We start from the raw sequence: 15,900 nt of genomic DNA on the forward strand, positions 1-15,900 counted from the left end.
TATGATTTCAGTTAGCATAATTGGCTCCGGAAATGTTGCCACTCACTTATTTAAGGCGTTTACTAAAACTAAATCCGTGACTGTTAAACAATGGTTTAGCAGAGACATTAGTAAGATAAGTTCTTATAAAAATGATGTGGATGTTATCGATGACTTTTCTAAATTAACGGAAGCAGACATTTACATCATAGCTGTAAGCGACGATGCTATCCCAGAAGTTTCGGAAGCTTTGCCTTTTGAGAACCGATTGGTTGTCCATACTTCAGGCAGTGTAAGCCTCTATAAACTTGACAAAAAGAATAGACGTGGTGTGTTTTACCCACTTCAAACATTTTCTAAAGAAGCTAAAGTAGATTTTAAAACGATTCCTCTTTGCATAGAAACTATTGGTAAAAAAGATTATCCGCTTTTAAAATCCTTGGCTGAAGCACTTGGAAGTTCCTCCCATAAAATTAATGGTGATCAAAGAAAAGCATTACATTTGGCAGCGGTTTTCGTGAATAATTTTAGTAATCAAATGTATCGGATTGCACATGAGATTACAGAAATGGAAGGTGTAGAATTCGATATTTTAAAACCGCTTATTTTAGAAACGGCAAAAAAAGTACAAGATTTGTCACCTTATATGGCTCAAACAGGTCCTGCAAAACGCAATGACAACAAAACCATAAAAAGACATTTAAAACAGTTGGAAAGTGAAGAACATAAAACTATTTATTCACTTTTAACAGAATCAATTAAAAAAACACATGGCACTTCGATACTTCGACGAAGCTCAGAACAAGCAAGCTCAGTGACCAAAACTATAGAGACTTAAATGGAAGATAAAAGCTATAAAGAATATTTAGAACAGATTACTACGTTAATTTTTGACGTAGATGGTGTTTTAACAGATGGCACCATAACTGTAACTACGTCTGGTGAAATGTTAAGAACCATGAACATTAAAGATGGCTACGCTTTAAAAACAGCTGTAGACAAAGGATTTCATGTATGCGTGATATCTGGAGGCTCCAACGAAGGCGTCAGACTTAGACTTGAAGGTTTAGGAATTAAGGATATTTTTCTTGGCGCACATAATAAAATTGAACAGCTAGAAACATATTTAAACAATCGTAATATAGACCTTAAAAATGTCCTATTTATGGGAGATGACCTTCCCGATTATCCAGTTATGAAACTGGTGGGATTGCCGTGTTGTCCTCAAGATGCTGTTCCAGAAATTAAAGCCATTTCTAAATATGTTTCCCATAAAAATGGTGGAAAAGGCGCTGTTAGAGATGTTATTGAACAAGTTCTAAAAGTACAAGGAAAATGGTTTGATAATTTTAATGCGAAATACGATTAGCTATCGATTTTCGTTTACAGTAATTAATAAAAAAACACTAATCAACTTTAAAAAATAAATTTTGAATTTCTTAAACCTTATTCGCTGGAAAAACTTACTCTTAATTGCGTTAGTTCAATTTTTAATTAAATATGCGCTCTTAGAGCCGTTTTTAGGAGCCACTAACTTGAGCATCACCTTAAGTTTATTTGGTTTTTGTTTATTGGTTTTGGCTACCACATGTTTGGCTGCCGCAGGATACATTATAAACGATATTTATGATGTTGAAATTGATAAGGTAAACAGACCCGAAAGAGTGATTGTAGGAAATAGTATTTCAGAAAAAACAGCAAACAACCTATTTATTGTTTTTAATGTTGTTGGTGTGTTACTTGGCTTTTACTTATCCAATCTTGTTGGTAAAAATGGCTTTTTTGCTTTATTTATTATCATTTCTGCATTACTTTACGTGTATGCCACCTATTTAAAACAATTGCTTCTTGTAGGCAATATTGTTATCTCCCTTCTAGTTGCCTTAAGCCTTATAATTGTTGGCTTATTCGATTTATTACCAGTAATTACTCCTGAAAATCAAGAAACACAAATCACCTTTTTTAAAATAATTTTAGACTATGCCTTTTTTGCATTCATTATTAATTTTATAAGAGAGATAGTTAAAGACATTGAAGATATAGACGGCGAACACAAAGCCGGTTTTAACACCTTACCCATTGCTTTTGGAAGAGACAGAGCCATAAAAGTAGTATTTGCGCTATCTGTTTTACTTGTATTTGGCGTGGTATATTATATAATTACCTTTTTATATTCCAAGTTAATAGTAGTTGCTTACTTTTTGGCGTTTGTAATGGCACCTTTAATTTATGTCTGTATTAAATCTTATACGGCAAAAACAAAAGCTGACCTTCGATTTATAAGTAATTTACTTAAATTAATCATGCTTATTGGCATCATGTCTCTGGCACTTTATCAATTTGTATTACTAGGATAATGTTAAACGAAAAACTAAAAAACCATCATCTAATTCTTGCATCTGGATCCCCTAGAAGGCAACAATTTTTTAAAGAGTTAGGGTTGGATTTTGAAGTGCGTTTAAAACCTATAAAAGAAGAGTTCCCCTCACGATTAACTCATTTTGAAATCAGCGATTATTTAGCGCAATTAAAAGCGCTTCCTTTTCAGGAAGAGTTAAAAGAAAATGACATTCTTATTACTAGTGACACCATTGTTTGGAACAACAAGCAAGCGCTTGGAAAACCAAAAGACGAACAGGATGCGTTTAAAATGATAAAGTCTCTAAGCAACAATATGCACGAAGTCATTACCTCTGTCTGTTTTACAACTACTAAATTCCAAAAAACGGTGAACGCAGTTACCAAAGTGACTTTTAAAAAATTGGAGGACGAAGAAATAAATTACTATTTAAAAACATGCAAACCCTTTGATAAGGCAGGCGCTTATGGTATCCAAGAGTGGATAGGCCAAATTGGGATTACCAAAATAGAAGGGTCTTATTTTAATGTAGTAGGTTTGCCAACACATCTAGTTTATCAAACTTTAAACAGCATGATTTCTTCTTAAATATTACTTAAGTATTCTACTAATTCCTTCCTTCTATTATATCTTTGCTCTTCTAATTTACTTTAAGAAATGACATTTTTTGAAACTTATCAAACCGAACTTATTACAAGTTTATTCACCTTAATATTCCTGTTTATTATTAGATTAATTTCTAAAAAGGTAATTCATAAAATAGGAAAGAAAACAGGTATTAATGATGCACGTATTCAATTGATTAGCAGATACTCTACCGTGACCTTGGTTTTAATAGCTCTTTTAGTTGAGACCTTTATTTTTGGAGCCCAGTTAAAAGATTTGGCCCTTGTATTCTCTTCTGTATTTGCTGTTCTTGGAATTGCCCTTTTTGCTATCTGGTCTATTTTAAGTAACATAACTTCTGGTGTTATCATGTTTTTTTCGTTTCCATATAAAGTTGGGGACAAAATCCAGATTCATGATAAAGACTTCCCAATAGAAGCAATAATTGAAGACATTAGAGCCTTTCAACTTCATTTAAGATTGGATAATGGCAACTTGGTTACTTATCCAAATAATTTAATGTTACAAAAGGCTGTCACTTTAGTAGAAAAAGACGCTATGGATGAAGGCACAGATGCTATATAAATAATCCATATATTTATAGTATTATTTATTCCTTATGACTAAGAAAAGAACCAATAAATACAAAAAACATATTAAGCAATCTCCAGGATCTATAGTTTATACAGGAGAAAACCCTACAGAAAAACTCTTTATAAACACCTTTGATTATAGTCCCGAATTTGTAACTGAGGTAGAACTTAACTCCGTTGAAGAAGCTTATAATTTCAAAGATTCAGAATCCATAACTTGGATTAACATCAATGGCCTGAATCATATTCAGGACATTGAAAAAATTGGAAACCACTACAATCTACATCCTTTAATTATTGCAGATATAGCCAATACATCTCAAAGACCAAAAATTGATGTTTACGACGATTACATTTTTGTGGTTTTAAAAATGCTATATTATGATGAAAACGAAGTCATAAAAATTGAACAAATAAGTCTCGTACTTGGCCGTAATTACGTCTTGACTTTTCAAGAAGTTGAAGGCGATGTTTTCGATAATATTAGAGAACGTCTTCGTATAGCAAATGGTAGAATAAGAACTCTTGGCGCAGATTACTTGCTTTACGCTTTAATAGATGCCATTGTAGATCATTACTTTATTGTTACCGAAACCATGGGGAACAAAATTGAAGATCTTGAAGAGATTTTGTTTAATGGTCACATTCAAGACGATTTAAGTTTGCAGGTTTTAAACCTCAAGAAAGAAGTATTAAAGATTCGTCGTGCCATTTTTCCTATTAGAGAAATTATAAGTCGTATAGAAAAGAACCAACACGATTTAATTAATGAAAACACCATTCAATATTACCGAGATATTTATGACCATGTTGTTCAGTTATCCGATTCTGTTGATATTTATCGGGAAATGGTTTGGAGTTTAATGGATATGTACATGACTACCATTAGTAATAAAATGAACGAAGTCATGAAGGTTCTTACCATCATGGCCTCCATTTTTATTCCATTAACTTTTATTGCTGGTATTTATGGTATGAACTTCGATAACATTCCAGAATTACATTATAAATACAGTTATTTCATTCTTTGGGGAGTCATGATTATTATTTTTCTTGGCATGCTCTATTATTTTAAAAGAAAAAAATGGCTTTAATGCCAAATTCGTAAACTAAAAGAATGACCAACGCTCCAGCTATAAGTTCTATTATTTCACCGGAATATATCGCAGAATTTGTAATAAACCAGTATCATTTAGAAAAGGAAACAACTTGTAGTATCTTGAAAATAGGGATCAATCACACCTATTTAATCACGACTCCTATTAACAAATATGTCTTTCGTGTCTATTTCTTAAATTGGAAAACCAAACTCGAAATTGAAGAAGAATTAAGATTATTAAACTTCTTAAAAGAGAATAATACCTTAGTTTCTTATCCCATTTCAGATTCACACAAAAACGACATTCAAACCATAAAAGCTCCAGAAGGAGACCGTTTTGCAGTTCTATTTTCTTTTGCTGAAGGCAAATCTATTAGAATTCCAACAAAAGAAATCTGTTATCAACTTGGTGCATCTATGGCTAAAATGCATCAATTAACCTTAAACAAAACTTTAAAGAGAGAAGATTTCAATGGAGAAACTCTTGTAAATTGGGCCTATAAAACGGCGAAAAGTCGCTTTATAAATTCAACAAATGAGATGCAATTTTACAAGCGTGCTAATGCGGTTGTTTCTTCTGAATTTAAAAATGCCGATTTAAGTCAAATTAGAACTGGAATAATTCACCTGGATTTATGGTATGAAAACATGAAAGTGACTGACGCTTCTGAAATTACTTTTTTCGATTTTGATAACTGTGGTAATGGCTGGTTGTTTTTAGACATCTCTTATTCCTTAATGATTCTTTTTAGAAATGAACAAGATAAAGAAAATTTCAAAATAAAAAGCGCCTCCTTTTATCAAGGTTATGAATCCATCACTCCTATTTCCGAAGAAGAAAAAAGGTTAATTCCCTACGGTGGCTTAGCGATTTGGCAATATTATAATGGGATTCATGTTAAAAGATTTAATGATTTTTCCAATCAGTTTTTAAGTGAAGAATTCTTAAAATATTGGATACATACAGTCAACCAATGGATGGAGTTTAATAACATCAAAATATAACATTTTTCCTCCAACCGTTAAAGAAACATTAAAACCTGCAAGCTTGTAGGTTTTCTTTTTATATTTATTGCTTTCAAAAAAAACAAACCATGCAAAGATTATTACTTATAGTAATTATTACCCTTTTTTCAATTTCCACTACTTTCTCGCAAGCTCCCAAAAAACCTAATACTTCTGAAATTTACGAATCTATAAAAAAACTAAACTTTTTAGGTTCTGTATTATACTTGGCAGCACATCCAGACGACGAAAACACACGACTTATTTCTTATATGTCCAACCAAGTTAAAGCAAGAACAGCTTATCTCTCTTTAACCCGAGGCGATGGTGGACAAAATTTAATCGGTCCAGAAATAAGAGAACTTCTTGGAGTTATTAGAACTCAAGAATTATTAACCGCCAGACAAATTGATGGTGGAGAACAACGTTTTACCAGAGCTAACGATTTTGGTTACTCCAAACATCCAGACGAAACTCTTGAAATTTGGAACAAAGAAGAAGTTTTAAGCGATGTGGTTTTGGCTATTCGTCAATTTCAACCAGATATTATTATCAATCGTTTTGATCATAGAACTCCAGGAACCACACATGGACATCATACAAGTTCTGCCATGTTAGGTATTGAAGCTTTTGATTTGACCAATAGCAAAACAGCATATCCCAACCAATTAAAGCAAACGAGTCTTTGGCAACCAAAGCGTTTATTCTATAATTTATCTTGGTGGTCTTATGGCAGTCAGGAAAAATTTGACAAAGCTGATAAAAGCAACTTAGTTTCCTTCGATATTGGTGCTTATTATCCTTCTAACGGATTGAGTAATACAGAAATTGCCGCTTCAAGTAGAAGTCAGCATAAATCTCAAGGTTTTGGTAATACTGGAACTCGTGGGTCTCAAATGGAATATATAGAGTTGATAAAAGGAGATATGCCAAGCGATAAAAGTAATTTATTTGATGGCATAGATACCACTTGGGGTCGTGTAAAAGGTGGTGAAGCTATAGGTGTTATTTTACATGAAGTTGAAACAAATTATAATTTCACATATCCTTCAGCAAGCATTCCGAAACTAGTAGAAGCCTATCAACTAATTCAAAAATTAGAAAATGCACATTGGAGAGAATACAAAACCGAAGAAATTAAAAACATTATTTATGCATGTGCCGGTTTATATTTAGAAGCATCTTCAGAAACTAGTCAAGCAACTCCTGGTGAAATAGTAAAATTAAATATTGAAACCATTAATAGAAGCACTTATCCTATAAAACTAGAAACATTGCAATGTAACGACACTTCTATTTCTAAGCAAGTGGCTTTAACAGAAAATAACGGATTTGATTTTCATGAAGTTTTAGAAATTCCAAGCAACCAAAATCCAACAACTCCTTATTGGCTAACAGAAAAAGGAACTTTGGGAATGTATCAAGTTTCCGATGAAACTCTTATAGGAAAACCTGAAACCCCACGTGTTTTCGAGGTATCTTTTAAATTACTTTTCGATAACATACCTATTACATTTACAAAAGCAGTTATTTATAAAACCAACGATCCTGTAAAAGGAGAAGTTTACAAACCTTTTGAGATTATTCCTGAAGCTTCAGTAAAAACTTCAGAGAAGGTTATTATTTTCGCAAACAACCAAACAAAAGATATTCCAGTTATCGTTCGTGCAGGACGTGATAATTTAGAAGGTTCTTTAAGTTTAAAGTATCCAAAAGAATGGCAAGTTTCTCCGGAAACACAAGAGATTCAAATTACTAATAAAGGCGAAGAAAAAAAAGTTATCTTTCGTGTAACTCCTCCAGAAAACCAAAATGAAGGCCAATTAATTCCGGTCATGACTGTTAACGGAAAAACATACACAAAGGAACTGATAGAAATTGGCTACGAGCATATTCCGTATCAAACGGTTCTTCTTCCTTCCGAAAGTAAAATTGTACGATTAGACATTCAGAAAAAAGGTGAAAATATTGGTTATATTGTTGGTGCTGGAGATGTTGTTCCGGAAAGTTTGGAGCAAATTGGTTATAAAGTGACACTTCTTAAACCAGAGGACATCAACCCTGAAACATTGCAGAAATTTGATGCTGTTGTAGTTGGAATAAGAGCTTATAATACGTTAGAGACCATTAAATTTAAACAACAACAGTTATTTGATTTTGTTTCAAATGGAGGAAACATGATTGTGCAGTACAACACCAATCGTGGAATAAAAGTTGATGAATTGGCACCTTACAAATTAGAGCTTTCTAGAGATCGTGTTACAGACGAAACTGCCGAAGTGAAATTTTTAGAACCTAACAGCCCTCTTCTAAACACACCAAATAAAATAACCTTAGAAGATTTTAAGGGTTGGACACAAGAACGAGGATTGTACTTTCCAGACAGTTGGGGAAAAGAATTTACTCCTATTTTATCTATGCACGACAAAGGAGAATCGGCTAAAAAAGGAAGTTTATTGGTCGCTAAATATGGTAAAGGCTATTATATTTACACAGGATTGAGTTTCTTTAGAGAATTTCCTGAAGGCGTTTCTGGAGCTTATAGATTATTTGCTAACATGTTGAGCATAGGAAAATAAAGAATCAGTTCATTAAATAATAGCCAAACTATGAAAAAATACAAATGGAATAATATGTACACACTTGTACTAATTGCAAATGCTATTTACATCGTTATTTTTTACTTTATTACCAAAGCTTTATAAATATGCAAACATTAGACTGGATTGTTTTAATTGGAACTCTTTTAACTATTGTTGGTTACGGAACTTGGAAAACCAGAGGAAGCAAGAGTGTGGAAGACTATGTTCGTGGTGGTAATCAATCGAAATGGTGGACCATTGGATTGTCTGTAATGGCAACCCAAGCTAGTGCTATTACATTTTTATCGACTCCGGGACAAGCATTTCATTCTGGAATGGGATTTGTTCAATTTTATTTTGGGGTTCCACTAGCTATGATTATTATTTGCATGGTTTTTATTCCTTTATATCATAGATTAAAAGTTTACACGGCATATGAGTTTCTTGAAGACAGGTTCGATTTAAAAACCAGAAGCTTAACAGCCATCTTATTTCTTATTCAACGTGGATTAGCCGCGGGAATAACTATTTATGCACCGGCTATTATTCTATCAGCTGTTTTAGGTTGGAACCTGACCTATTTAAATATCATTATCGGAATTTTAGTTATTATCTACACGGTTTCTGGTGGTACCAAGGCCGTAAGTATGACTCAAAAACACCAAATGGCTGTTATTTTCACCGGGATGTTTATCGCCTTCTTTTTAATTATTAGTTATCTCCCAGAGAATATCACCTTTTTAAAAGCACTAGACATTGCTGGCGCCAGTGGAAAAATGGATGTCTTGGATTTTTCATTTAATATGGAAAATAGGTATACGGTTTGGAGTGGTTTAATTGGAGGTACTTTTTTGGCACTTTCCTATTTTGGAACAGACCAGAGTCAGGTGCAACGTTATCTCTCTGGAAAATCGGTTAAGGAAATGCAAATGGGACTTATTTTTAATGGTTTATTAAAAGTACCTATGCAATTTTTCATTCTATTAGTTGGGGTGATGGTTTTCGTTTTTTATCAGTTTAATCAATCTCCAATAAATTTTAATCCTGCGGCAGAAGACGTGATGATAAATTCTGAGTATTCTGAAGCTTTTAAAAACCTTGAAGCCGAACAACTTGCTATCTTTAATACCAAACAAGAAGTTATAAATAAATATGTTACTACTGGAGATTCAAAATATGCTGATGAAATCGCGCTTGCCAACGAAGCAGATAGAGCCAATAGAGAAGCTGCAAAAGTACTTATAAAGGAAGCTGCAGATAAAAAAGTAGTTCGTGTTGAAACCAACGATAAAGATTATGTATTTATTCACTTTATTTTAAACAATTTACCTCGTGGCTTGATTGGCTTACTTTTAGCCGTTATTTTAAGTGCAGCCATGTCTAGTACTGCAAGCGAATTAAATGCTTTAGCTTCTACAACATCTTTAGATTTATACAAACGTAGTTTTGCTCAAAATAAAAGTGAAACTCATTATGTAAAAGCAACGAAATGGTTTACTCTAGCTTGGGGGATATTGGCCATTGTTATAGCATGTGTGGCTTATTTAGCAGATAATTTAATTCAGTTGGTAAATATTATAGGCTCTATTTTCTACGGAAATGTTTTAGGTATTTTCCTTCTGGCATTTTTCTTTAAATATGTTCGTGGTAATGCCGTTTTTGTAGCGGCATTAATTACGCAAGCCATTGTTATTCTTGGATGGTGGATGGATTGGATGCCTTATTTATGGCTAAATTTATTTGGATGCGCCTTGGTTATTGCCATAGCATTTATACTTCAGAAGTTTAGTTCGAAACACTCATAGACAAGCACTTGTCACTTTTAAATTGGAAAGATAAGGTGTTGAACAGCTTATTTTATTAAAAGAAACTGAATCGCATAAAAAAGCCTCACAATTTTATTTGTGAGGCTTTTTTAATATAAATTTTTAAAATACTAATTCTCCCATTCTGCGATAGAATCCATATTCATTTTTACATAATCTTCGTTGCCTGCTACTTTTGAAGCCTCTAAAGATTTTTTTGCAATTGCAATAGCACCTTTTTTATCACCTGCTTTTGCGTAAATTAAAGACTGTTGTCTCAATTGATAAAAAGCTGGCTTTTTTGTCATTTTCATGGCTTTATCCATCCAATCCTTAGCTTGGCTAATATCTTTACCTTCTTGTAAATAGTAAACAGCCGCCGCATAATAATCATTAGCAGTAGGTGTACCACTTAAAGCTTCATTAATAGAAGCTAAAACTAAATTATCTGTTGGTAAACTAAAAGGAACTCCAATGTATGTTTTATCCCAGATCAATTCTAAAGTACCACCATTGTTAGTAAGTTGATTGATATCAATAGTAAACGTTTCTACGCTAAAAGGAATAGCCATAGGTTGCACATTTACTTTTGCTGCTACTTTACTACCATCCCATTCTTTTGGAAGACCACCATTATCAGTGCTAGAATAAAAAATAACTTGCCAAACCTCTTCTCCAGGTATAGAATAAATAGCATAAGAACCTGCTTGAAGAATTTGCCCCATGATAGTAACATCATCTGTAAAAGTAATAATGGTATTTTTGTTGGCTCCTGTTCTCCATGTTTTATCATAAGGAACTAAATCACCAAAAATAACACGTCCATTTACACTAGGTCTAGAATATTCGATTGTAAAATCTGTTAAACCTACTTTTTGTTCCACTTTACTAAATGGACTTGGTTGTGGGGTAACAATTTGTGCATTTAAGTTAAATGACAAGGCAATCACAGTAATAAAAAATAATAATTTTTTCATTTTTTTGAATTAGTAATAGTTTATATTTTTTTAATTAAAAAGTAATCAAACTGATTTTTATTAATGACCCCAACCGTATTTATGGTCGATGCTTCTAACAATTTCATTAAAATTTTCTAAATGATTAATATATTGTTCGTTCGTTAAAAGTTGTTTTAATTCCGCATTCATATTATCAACAATAACGTCAAATCTTTCATGAATTTCTTCAACACAATAATCTTTGTCTGCATCATTTAAACGACTCATTTGATAAATATATGAAAATACAATGGTATCGTATTGTTCTCTTAGTTCATCATTTAGAGCCATCTCGTTTACACGTTCGTTGAACCAATATTCCATATTGGCTCTTTCTTGAACTGTATAAACTGTATCAACTTTAGCTTCTTGTCTTCTAATTTGTTGTTCACTCTGGAGGTTTTGAGATTGGACGGAGCCAATAGCTAATAAAAAACCAAATATGAATAAGACTTGTAATTTTTTCATAAATCAAATATTTTTGCAGACAAAGATACAACTTTAAAAAAATAAATAGAAAATATTTTATTTTCAGGTCGCGATTCTTTCCAAATGTGAAAAAAAATAAAGCCATTCTATAATAAGTAAAGAAAAGAGCCTTTTATAACTTAAAATTCATTATATTCATTCCTAACTAGTACTATGTGGAAATTTACAGATTTCCTATAATTTATGTTAAAATTGTCTAATTTTTTATATTTAAAGTTAGACGTTTTGTATCTTTACAAACTTATAGCGTTTGCTAAGGAAAAAACAGTACCTTAATTAACATTATTTAATTCATTATTAGGCAAAAAAAAACTTTGCTAATTTTAATTTACAAACTACATTAAAAAAAAATCATATTATGGAACTTATAGACAAAGCCTTAGAATTTGAAAAAACAAGTTTAAGATCTCTATCTACAAGCGATCGTATAAAAATTTCTAGAGAGGCTAAAGAACTTGTTCTAGAATTGAACGAATTATACAAAACGAATAAAGATGAAGACATCATGGATCTAATGAAACGTATTACAGCTTTAAAACAGAAAGTTGAAAAACGATTAAAAGGTAGACCATTAACTACTTAAAATTTATATTAAGCATCTCTCGATGTACGCACTAACAATTTTTTGGTTCCGTAGAGATTTGCGATTAGAGGATAATATAGGTTTGTATCATGCCTTAAAAGGAAACCAACCTATATTACCCTTATTTATTTTTGATACTGAAATCTTACACGAGCTACCCAAAAACGACGCACGAGTTACTTTTATTCATAGAACACTTCAAAAGTTAAAAGTAGAACTTCAAACTCATTATAAAAGTGATATTGCCATATATAAAGGCAAGCCATTAGATATTTTCAATGATCTAATAAGCAAATATCATATTGATTCCGTTTTTACCAACCACGATTATGAACCTTATGCTAAGGAACGAGATAAAGAAATAGAAACATTTCTATCTAGTAAAAATATCGATTTTAAAACATTCAAAGATCAGGTTATTTTTGAAAAAAACGAAGTTATAAAAAGTGATGGTAAGCCCTATTTAGTTTACACCCCATATATGAAAACTTGGAAAGCCAAGTTTAAAACCCAAACATTAAGACATTATAATTCTAGGAGTCTTTTATCAAATTTACTTCAGATTGAAGATGCACCAAATATAAGTCTTGAAGATTTAGGTTTTGTAGTATCCACTCAAGAAATTCCGGAATACTCAGTAAATCCAACTTCAATTCAAACATATGAGGCCACAAGAAATTTTCCAGCTAGAGATAGTACATCTAGATTAGGACCCCATTTACGTTTTGGAACTGTAAGCATTCGTGAAATAATGGAACAAGCCATTGGCGAAACCAATGAGGTTTTCTGGCAAGAATTAATTTGGAGAGAGTTCTTTATGCAAATTCTTTGGCATTTTCCTGAAACTGTTTACAGGAGTTTTAAACCTAAATACGACCATATTCAATGGAGAAATAACCAAGATGAATTTCAGCTCTGGTGTGATGGAAAAACGGGTTATCCTCTAGTAGACGCCGGAATGAGACAATTAAACCAGACAGGTTTTATGCACAATCGCGTTCGGATGCTGGTTGGCAGTTTTTTATGCAAACATCTACTAATAGATTGGCGTTGGGGTGAAGCCTACTTCGCAGAAAAATTACTGGATTACGAAATGGCTAGCAATGTTGGCAATTGGCAATGGGTTGCAGGTTCTGGTGTAGATGCATCTCCTTATTTCAGAATATTTAATCCGACGACACAGATTAAAAAATTTGATAGCGACTTAAAATATATTTCAAAATGGGTTCCAGAATTTCAAGAACTCACCTACCCAATACCTATGGTTAACCATAAAGAGGCTCGGGAACGTTGTTTAAAAGTGTATAAAGAAGCTTTAAATTAACAATTTTCAGGAAGTCTTTCTATTTTTGCTCCAATAGCTTTAAGACGTTCGTCTATATTTTCGTAACCTCGATCTATTTGTTCAATATTATGAATTGTTGATGTTCCTTTAGCTGAAAGTGCCGCAATTAATAATGAAACTCCTGCTCTAATATCTGGAGACGTCATGGTAGTTGCTTTTAATTGCGATTTAAAATCGTGACCAATAACGGTTGCACGATGAGGATCGCAAAGAATAATCTTCGCTCCCATGTCAATTAATTTATCGACAAAGAACAAACGACTTTCAAACATTTTTTGATGAATCAAAACACTGCCTCTAGCTTGCGTCGCTACCACCAAAACAATACTTAGTAAATCTGGTGTAAATCCTGGCCAAGGAGCATCGGAGATGGTTAAAATAGAACCATCAATATAACTTTGTATTTCATAACCGTCTTTATGTGCAGGAATAAAAATATCGTCGCCTCTACGCTCAACAGTAATACCTAACTTTCTAAATACATCTGGAATCTGACCTAAATCGTCCCAACTAACATTGGTAATCGTTAATTCACTTTTTGTCATAGCAGCCAAACCAATCCAGCTACCAATTTCAATCATATCAGGAAGCATTCTGTGGTCTGTACCACCAAGATTATCAACACCTTCAATAATTAACATATTAGAACCTATCCCAGAAATTTTTGCTCCCATGCGATTAAGCATTTTACAAAGTTGCTGTAAATAAGGTTCGCAAGCGGCATTGTAAATGGTTGTAGTCCCTTCAGCTAAAACGGCAGCCATAACAATATTTGCTGTTCCTGTTACCGAAGCTTCATCAAGAAGCATGTAAGCTCCTTTTAATCTTTTTGCTTCAACCCCATAAAAATGATCTTCTCGGTTGTATCTAAATTTGGCTCCAAGATTTATAAAACCTTCGAAATGAGTATCTAATCTCCTTCTGCCTATTTTATCTCCTCCTGGTTTTGGAATATATCCTTTCCCAAAACGAGCTAAAAGTGGGCCAACAATCATGATAGAACCTCTAAGTCCTTTTCCGTCTTCTTTAAATTCGGCTGACTCAAGATATTCTAAATTGACATTATTTGCCTGAAACGTGAAAGAACCTGTTCCTATTTTTTCTACTTGAACTCCAAGTTTTTTAAGTAGTTCTATCAGTTTATTAACATCTACGATATCTGGAATATTGTGAATGGTAACTAAATCTGGAGTTAACAAAACTGCACATAGTATTTGTAAGGCTTCGTTTTTGGCTCCTTGAGGTTGGATTTTTCCTTTTAATTGATGACCTCCTTCAATTTTAAATATTCCCATACGTTTTGATTAATAACGTTTTCTTGTTCTGTTTGTCGTATTGCTTTTTTTGTGATGCGTTTTTTTGGTATTTGAAGAGTATTTCGTCTTGCTTCTCATCAAACTGGTAGCATCTGTTAAATCTTCATCTGCATTTTTAAGATTTAATTGACCATCTGAGAGTTCACGTAAATGTCCAAAAATAACATCATCTTCAACCGTATCTTTATTCCAATTTAAAAAACACTTTTTCATGTGATTTGCAATGGTATAAGCTAAAGCATCTTTTAACTCACCGTCTTCCCAAGTACAAGCTACATCAATCATGGTTTTTATATTGTTACCATAAAATCTGTATTTCGGGAAATTTTGAGGATATTTTAAAGTTTCAGGGCGTGCATATAATTCCTCTCTAGAAGGCACTGGATACGGCGAATCTAGATCGATATCAAAATCGGCCATAATGAACAACTGATCCCAAAGTTTATGCTGAAAATCTGGCACATCTCGTAAATGCGGTTGCATATTACCCATTACCGAAATAATGGCTTTCGCTACTTTATTACGTTCTTCTTTGGTTTCACGTGTTTTTGCATAGGCAATCATTTTCTGCATATGACGGCCATATTCAGGAATGATTAAATGCTCACGTTCTGTGTTGTATTCTAAATTATCTATCAAAATAAAAAGTGTAGAGTTAAATGTTATTGCACGAAGTTAATTATGCATGCGCAAAGTACAAAAAAAAATTAAAGACTAATAACGCCTTCCACTTTTTCTGCTACTTCCTTATATTTTTCTATAACAAGCTCTGGACTCTCCATTTTTACACTAATAGAAACACTTGTATAAGTTCCATTTTTAGATTCTGTTGTTTTAATTACAGCTCCCAAATGATTAAATAATTCTTCTAATTCCTGCACTTTATTGACTTCCGATTTTACAATGAATTTATATAAATATTCAGATGGCCATGTCGAGGTATCGTATAATTGAGATTTTAGTTTTTCGTAAAACTCTTCTGTTTTTTTGTCGTCGTTCATTTCTTTAATTCTTCTTTTAAGCTTTATATTGCTATTTTTATCACAAAATAAATCCTGCTTTTTGCGTTCTCTTTTCTATTTGTAAAGATACTATTTACTTAGCATTTTTTATTTAAGATTTAAATCACGAATTTTACAAC

Annotated in this window: 16 protein-coding genes; 11 read left to right on the forward strand and 5 right to left on the reverse strand. The window is 32.7% G+C overall.

The window, feature by feature from the left end:
- Window position 1 precedes the first annotated feature (1 nt).
- The 9 genes from IEV77_RS11710 (at window position 2) to IEV77_RS11750 (ending at window position 10,028) form a co-directional block, all read left to right on the forward strand.
- Window positions 2-817 carry a Rossmann-like and DUF2520 domain-containing protein gene (locus IEV77_RS11710; protein WP_188465063.1) on the forward strand — a complete coding sequence of 272 codons (816 nt, stop codon included), beginning with the start codon at window positions 2-4 and terminating at the stop codon, window positions 815-817.
- A complete protein-coding gene (locus IEV77_RS11715) occupies window positions 818-1,348 on the forward strand; it encodes a KdsC family phosphatase (protein ID WP_188465065.1) in 531 nt (176 codons plus the stop codon). It begins immediately after the preceding gene.
- Window positions 1,349-1,409: 61 nt separating this feature from the next.
- Window positions 1,410-2,336 (forward strand): geranylgeranylglycerol-phosphate geranylgeranyltransferase, encoded by a 927-nt coding sequence (locus IEV77_RS11720; RefSeq protein ID WP_188465067.1) that lies wholly within the window; start codon window positions 1,410-1,412, stop codon window positions 2,334-2,336.
- Complete coding sequence (locus IEV77_RS11725; protein ID WP_188465068.1) at window positions 2,336-2,926, forward strand: Maf-like protein; 591 nt, start codon at window positions 2,336-2,338, stop codon at window positions 2,924-2,926. The genes IEV77_RS11720 and IEV77_RS11725 overlap by 1 nt, the downstream gene beginning before the upstream one ends.
- A 69-nt stretch (window positions 2,927-2,995) precedes the next feature.
- Entirely contained in the window at window positions 2,996-3,529 is a 534-nt protein-coding gene (locus tag IEV77_RS11730) for a mechanosensitive ion channel domain-containing protein (protein ID WP_188465070.1), read from the forward strand.
- A gap of 34 nt (window positions 3,530-3,563) precedes the next feature.
- The gene (gene corA, locus IEV77_RS11735; protein WP_188465072.1) at window positions 3,564-4,631 is read left to right on the forward strand and encodes a magnesium/cobalt transporter CorA; all 1,068 of its coding nucleotides are present in this window, start codon (window positions 3,564-3,566) and stop codon (window positions 4,629-4,631) included.
- Window positions 4,632-4,654: 23 nt separating this feature from the next.
- On the forward strand, window positions 4,655-5,641 hold the full coding sequence (locus IEV77_RS11740) for a phosphotransferase (protein WP_188465074.1): 987 nt from the start codon (window positions 4,655-4,657) through the stop codon (window positions 5,639-5,641).
- 89 nt (window positions 5,642-5,730) lie between these two features.
- The gene (locus IEV77_RS11745) at window positions 5,731-8,220 is read left to right on the forward strand and encodes a PIG-L family deacetylase (RefSeq protein ID WP_188465076.1); all 2,490 of its coding nucleotides are present in this window, start codon (window positions 5,731-5,733) and stop codon (window positions 8,218-8,220) included.
- A 128-nt stretch (window positions 8,221-8,348) separates the two neighbouring features.
- On the forward strand, window positions 8,349-10,028 hold the full coding sequence (locus tag IEV77_RS11750) for a sodium:solute symporter family protein (RefSeq protein ID WP_188465078.1): 1,680 nt from the start codon (window positions 8,349-8,351) through the stop codon (window positions 10,026-10,028).
- A gap of 131 nt (window positions 10,029-10,159) precedes the next feature.
- On the opposite strand, the gene IEV77_RS11755 is transcribed toward IEV77_RS11750, so the two are convergent.
- Complete coding sequence (locus IEV77_RS11755; protein ID WP_188465080.1) at window positions 10,160-11,005, reverse strand: DUF2911 domain-containing protein; 846 nt, start codon at window positions 11,003-11,005, stop codon at window positions 10,160-10,162.
- A 60-nt stretch (window positions 11,006-11,065) separates the two neighbouring features.
- Window positions 11,066-11,494 carry a hypothetical protein gene (locus tag IEV77_RS11760; RefSeq protein ID WP_188465082.1) on the reverse strand — a complete coding sequence of 143 codons (429 nt, stop codon included), beginning with the start codon at window positions 11,492-11,494 and terminating at the stop codon, window positions 11,066-11,068.
- 379 nt (window positions 11,495-11,873) lie between these two features.
- On the opposite strand from IEV77_RS11760, the gene IEV77_RS11765 reads away from it, so the two are divergent.
- Window positions 11,874-12,098, forward strand: a complete 225-nt coding sequence (locus IEV77_RS11765) for a hypothetical protein (RefSeq protein ID WP_188465083.1) — start codon at window positions 11,874-11,876, stop codon at window positions 12,096-12,098.
- A gap of 22 nt (window positions 12,099-12,120) precedes the next feature.
- On the forward strand, window positions 12,121-13,422 hold the full coding sequence (locus IEV77_RS11770) for a cryptochrome/photolyase family protein (RefSeq protein ID WP_188465085.1): 1,302 nt from the start codon (window positions 12,121-12,123) through the stop codon (window positions 13,420-13,422).
- Here IEV77_RS11770 and murA read toward each other — a convergent pair.
- The 3 genes from murA to IEV77_RS11785 all read right to left on the reverse strand — a co-directional run bounded on the left by murA (window position 13,419) and on the right by IEV77_RS11785 (window position 15,760).
- Window positions 13,419-14,738, reverse strand: coding sequence for a UDP-N-acetylglucosamine 1-carboxyvinyltransferase (murA, locus tag IEV77_RS11775; RefSeq protein ID WP_188465087.1), 1,320 nt, complete (start codon window positions 14,736-14,738; stop codon window positions 13,419-13,421). The genes IEV77_RS11770 and murA overlap by 4 nt on opposite strands.
- Before the next feature lie 9 nt (window positions 14,739-14,747).
- Window positions 14,748-15,398 carry a DUF4290 domain-containing protein gene (locus IEV77_RS11780; protein WP_188465089.1) on the reverse strand — a complete coding sequence of 217 codons (651 nt, stop codon included), beginning with the start codon at window positions 15,396-15,398 and terminating at the stop codon, window positions 14,748-14,750.
- A 68-nt stretch (window positions 15,399-15,466) separates the two neighbouring features.
- Window positions 15,467-15,760 carry a DUF493 family protein gene (locus IEV77_RS11785; protein ID WP_188465091.1) on the reverse strand — a complete coding sequence of 98 codons (294 nt, stop codon included), beginning with the start codon at window positions 15,758-15,760 and terminating at the stop codon, window positions 15,467-15,469.
- Between the last annotated feature and the right edge of the window lie 140 nt (window positions 15,761-15,900).

The organism is Xanthomarina arctica, assembly GCF_014638915.1.
Classification (GTDB): Bacteria; Bacteroidota; Bacteroidia; order Flavobacteriales; family Flavobacteriaceae; genus Xanthomarina; species Xanthomarina arctica.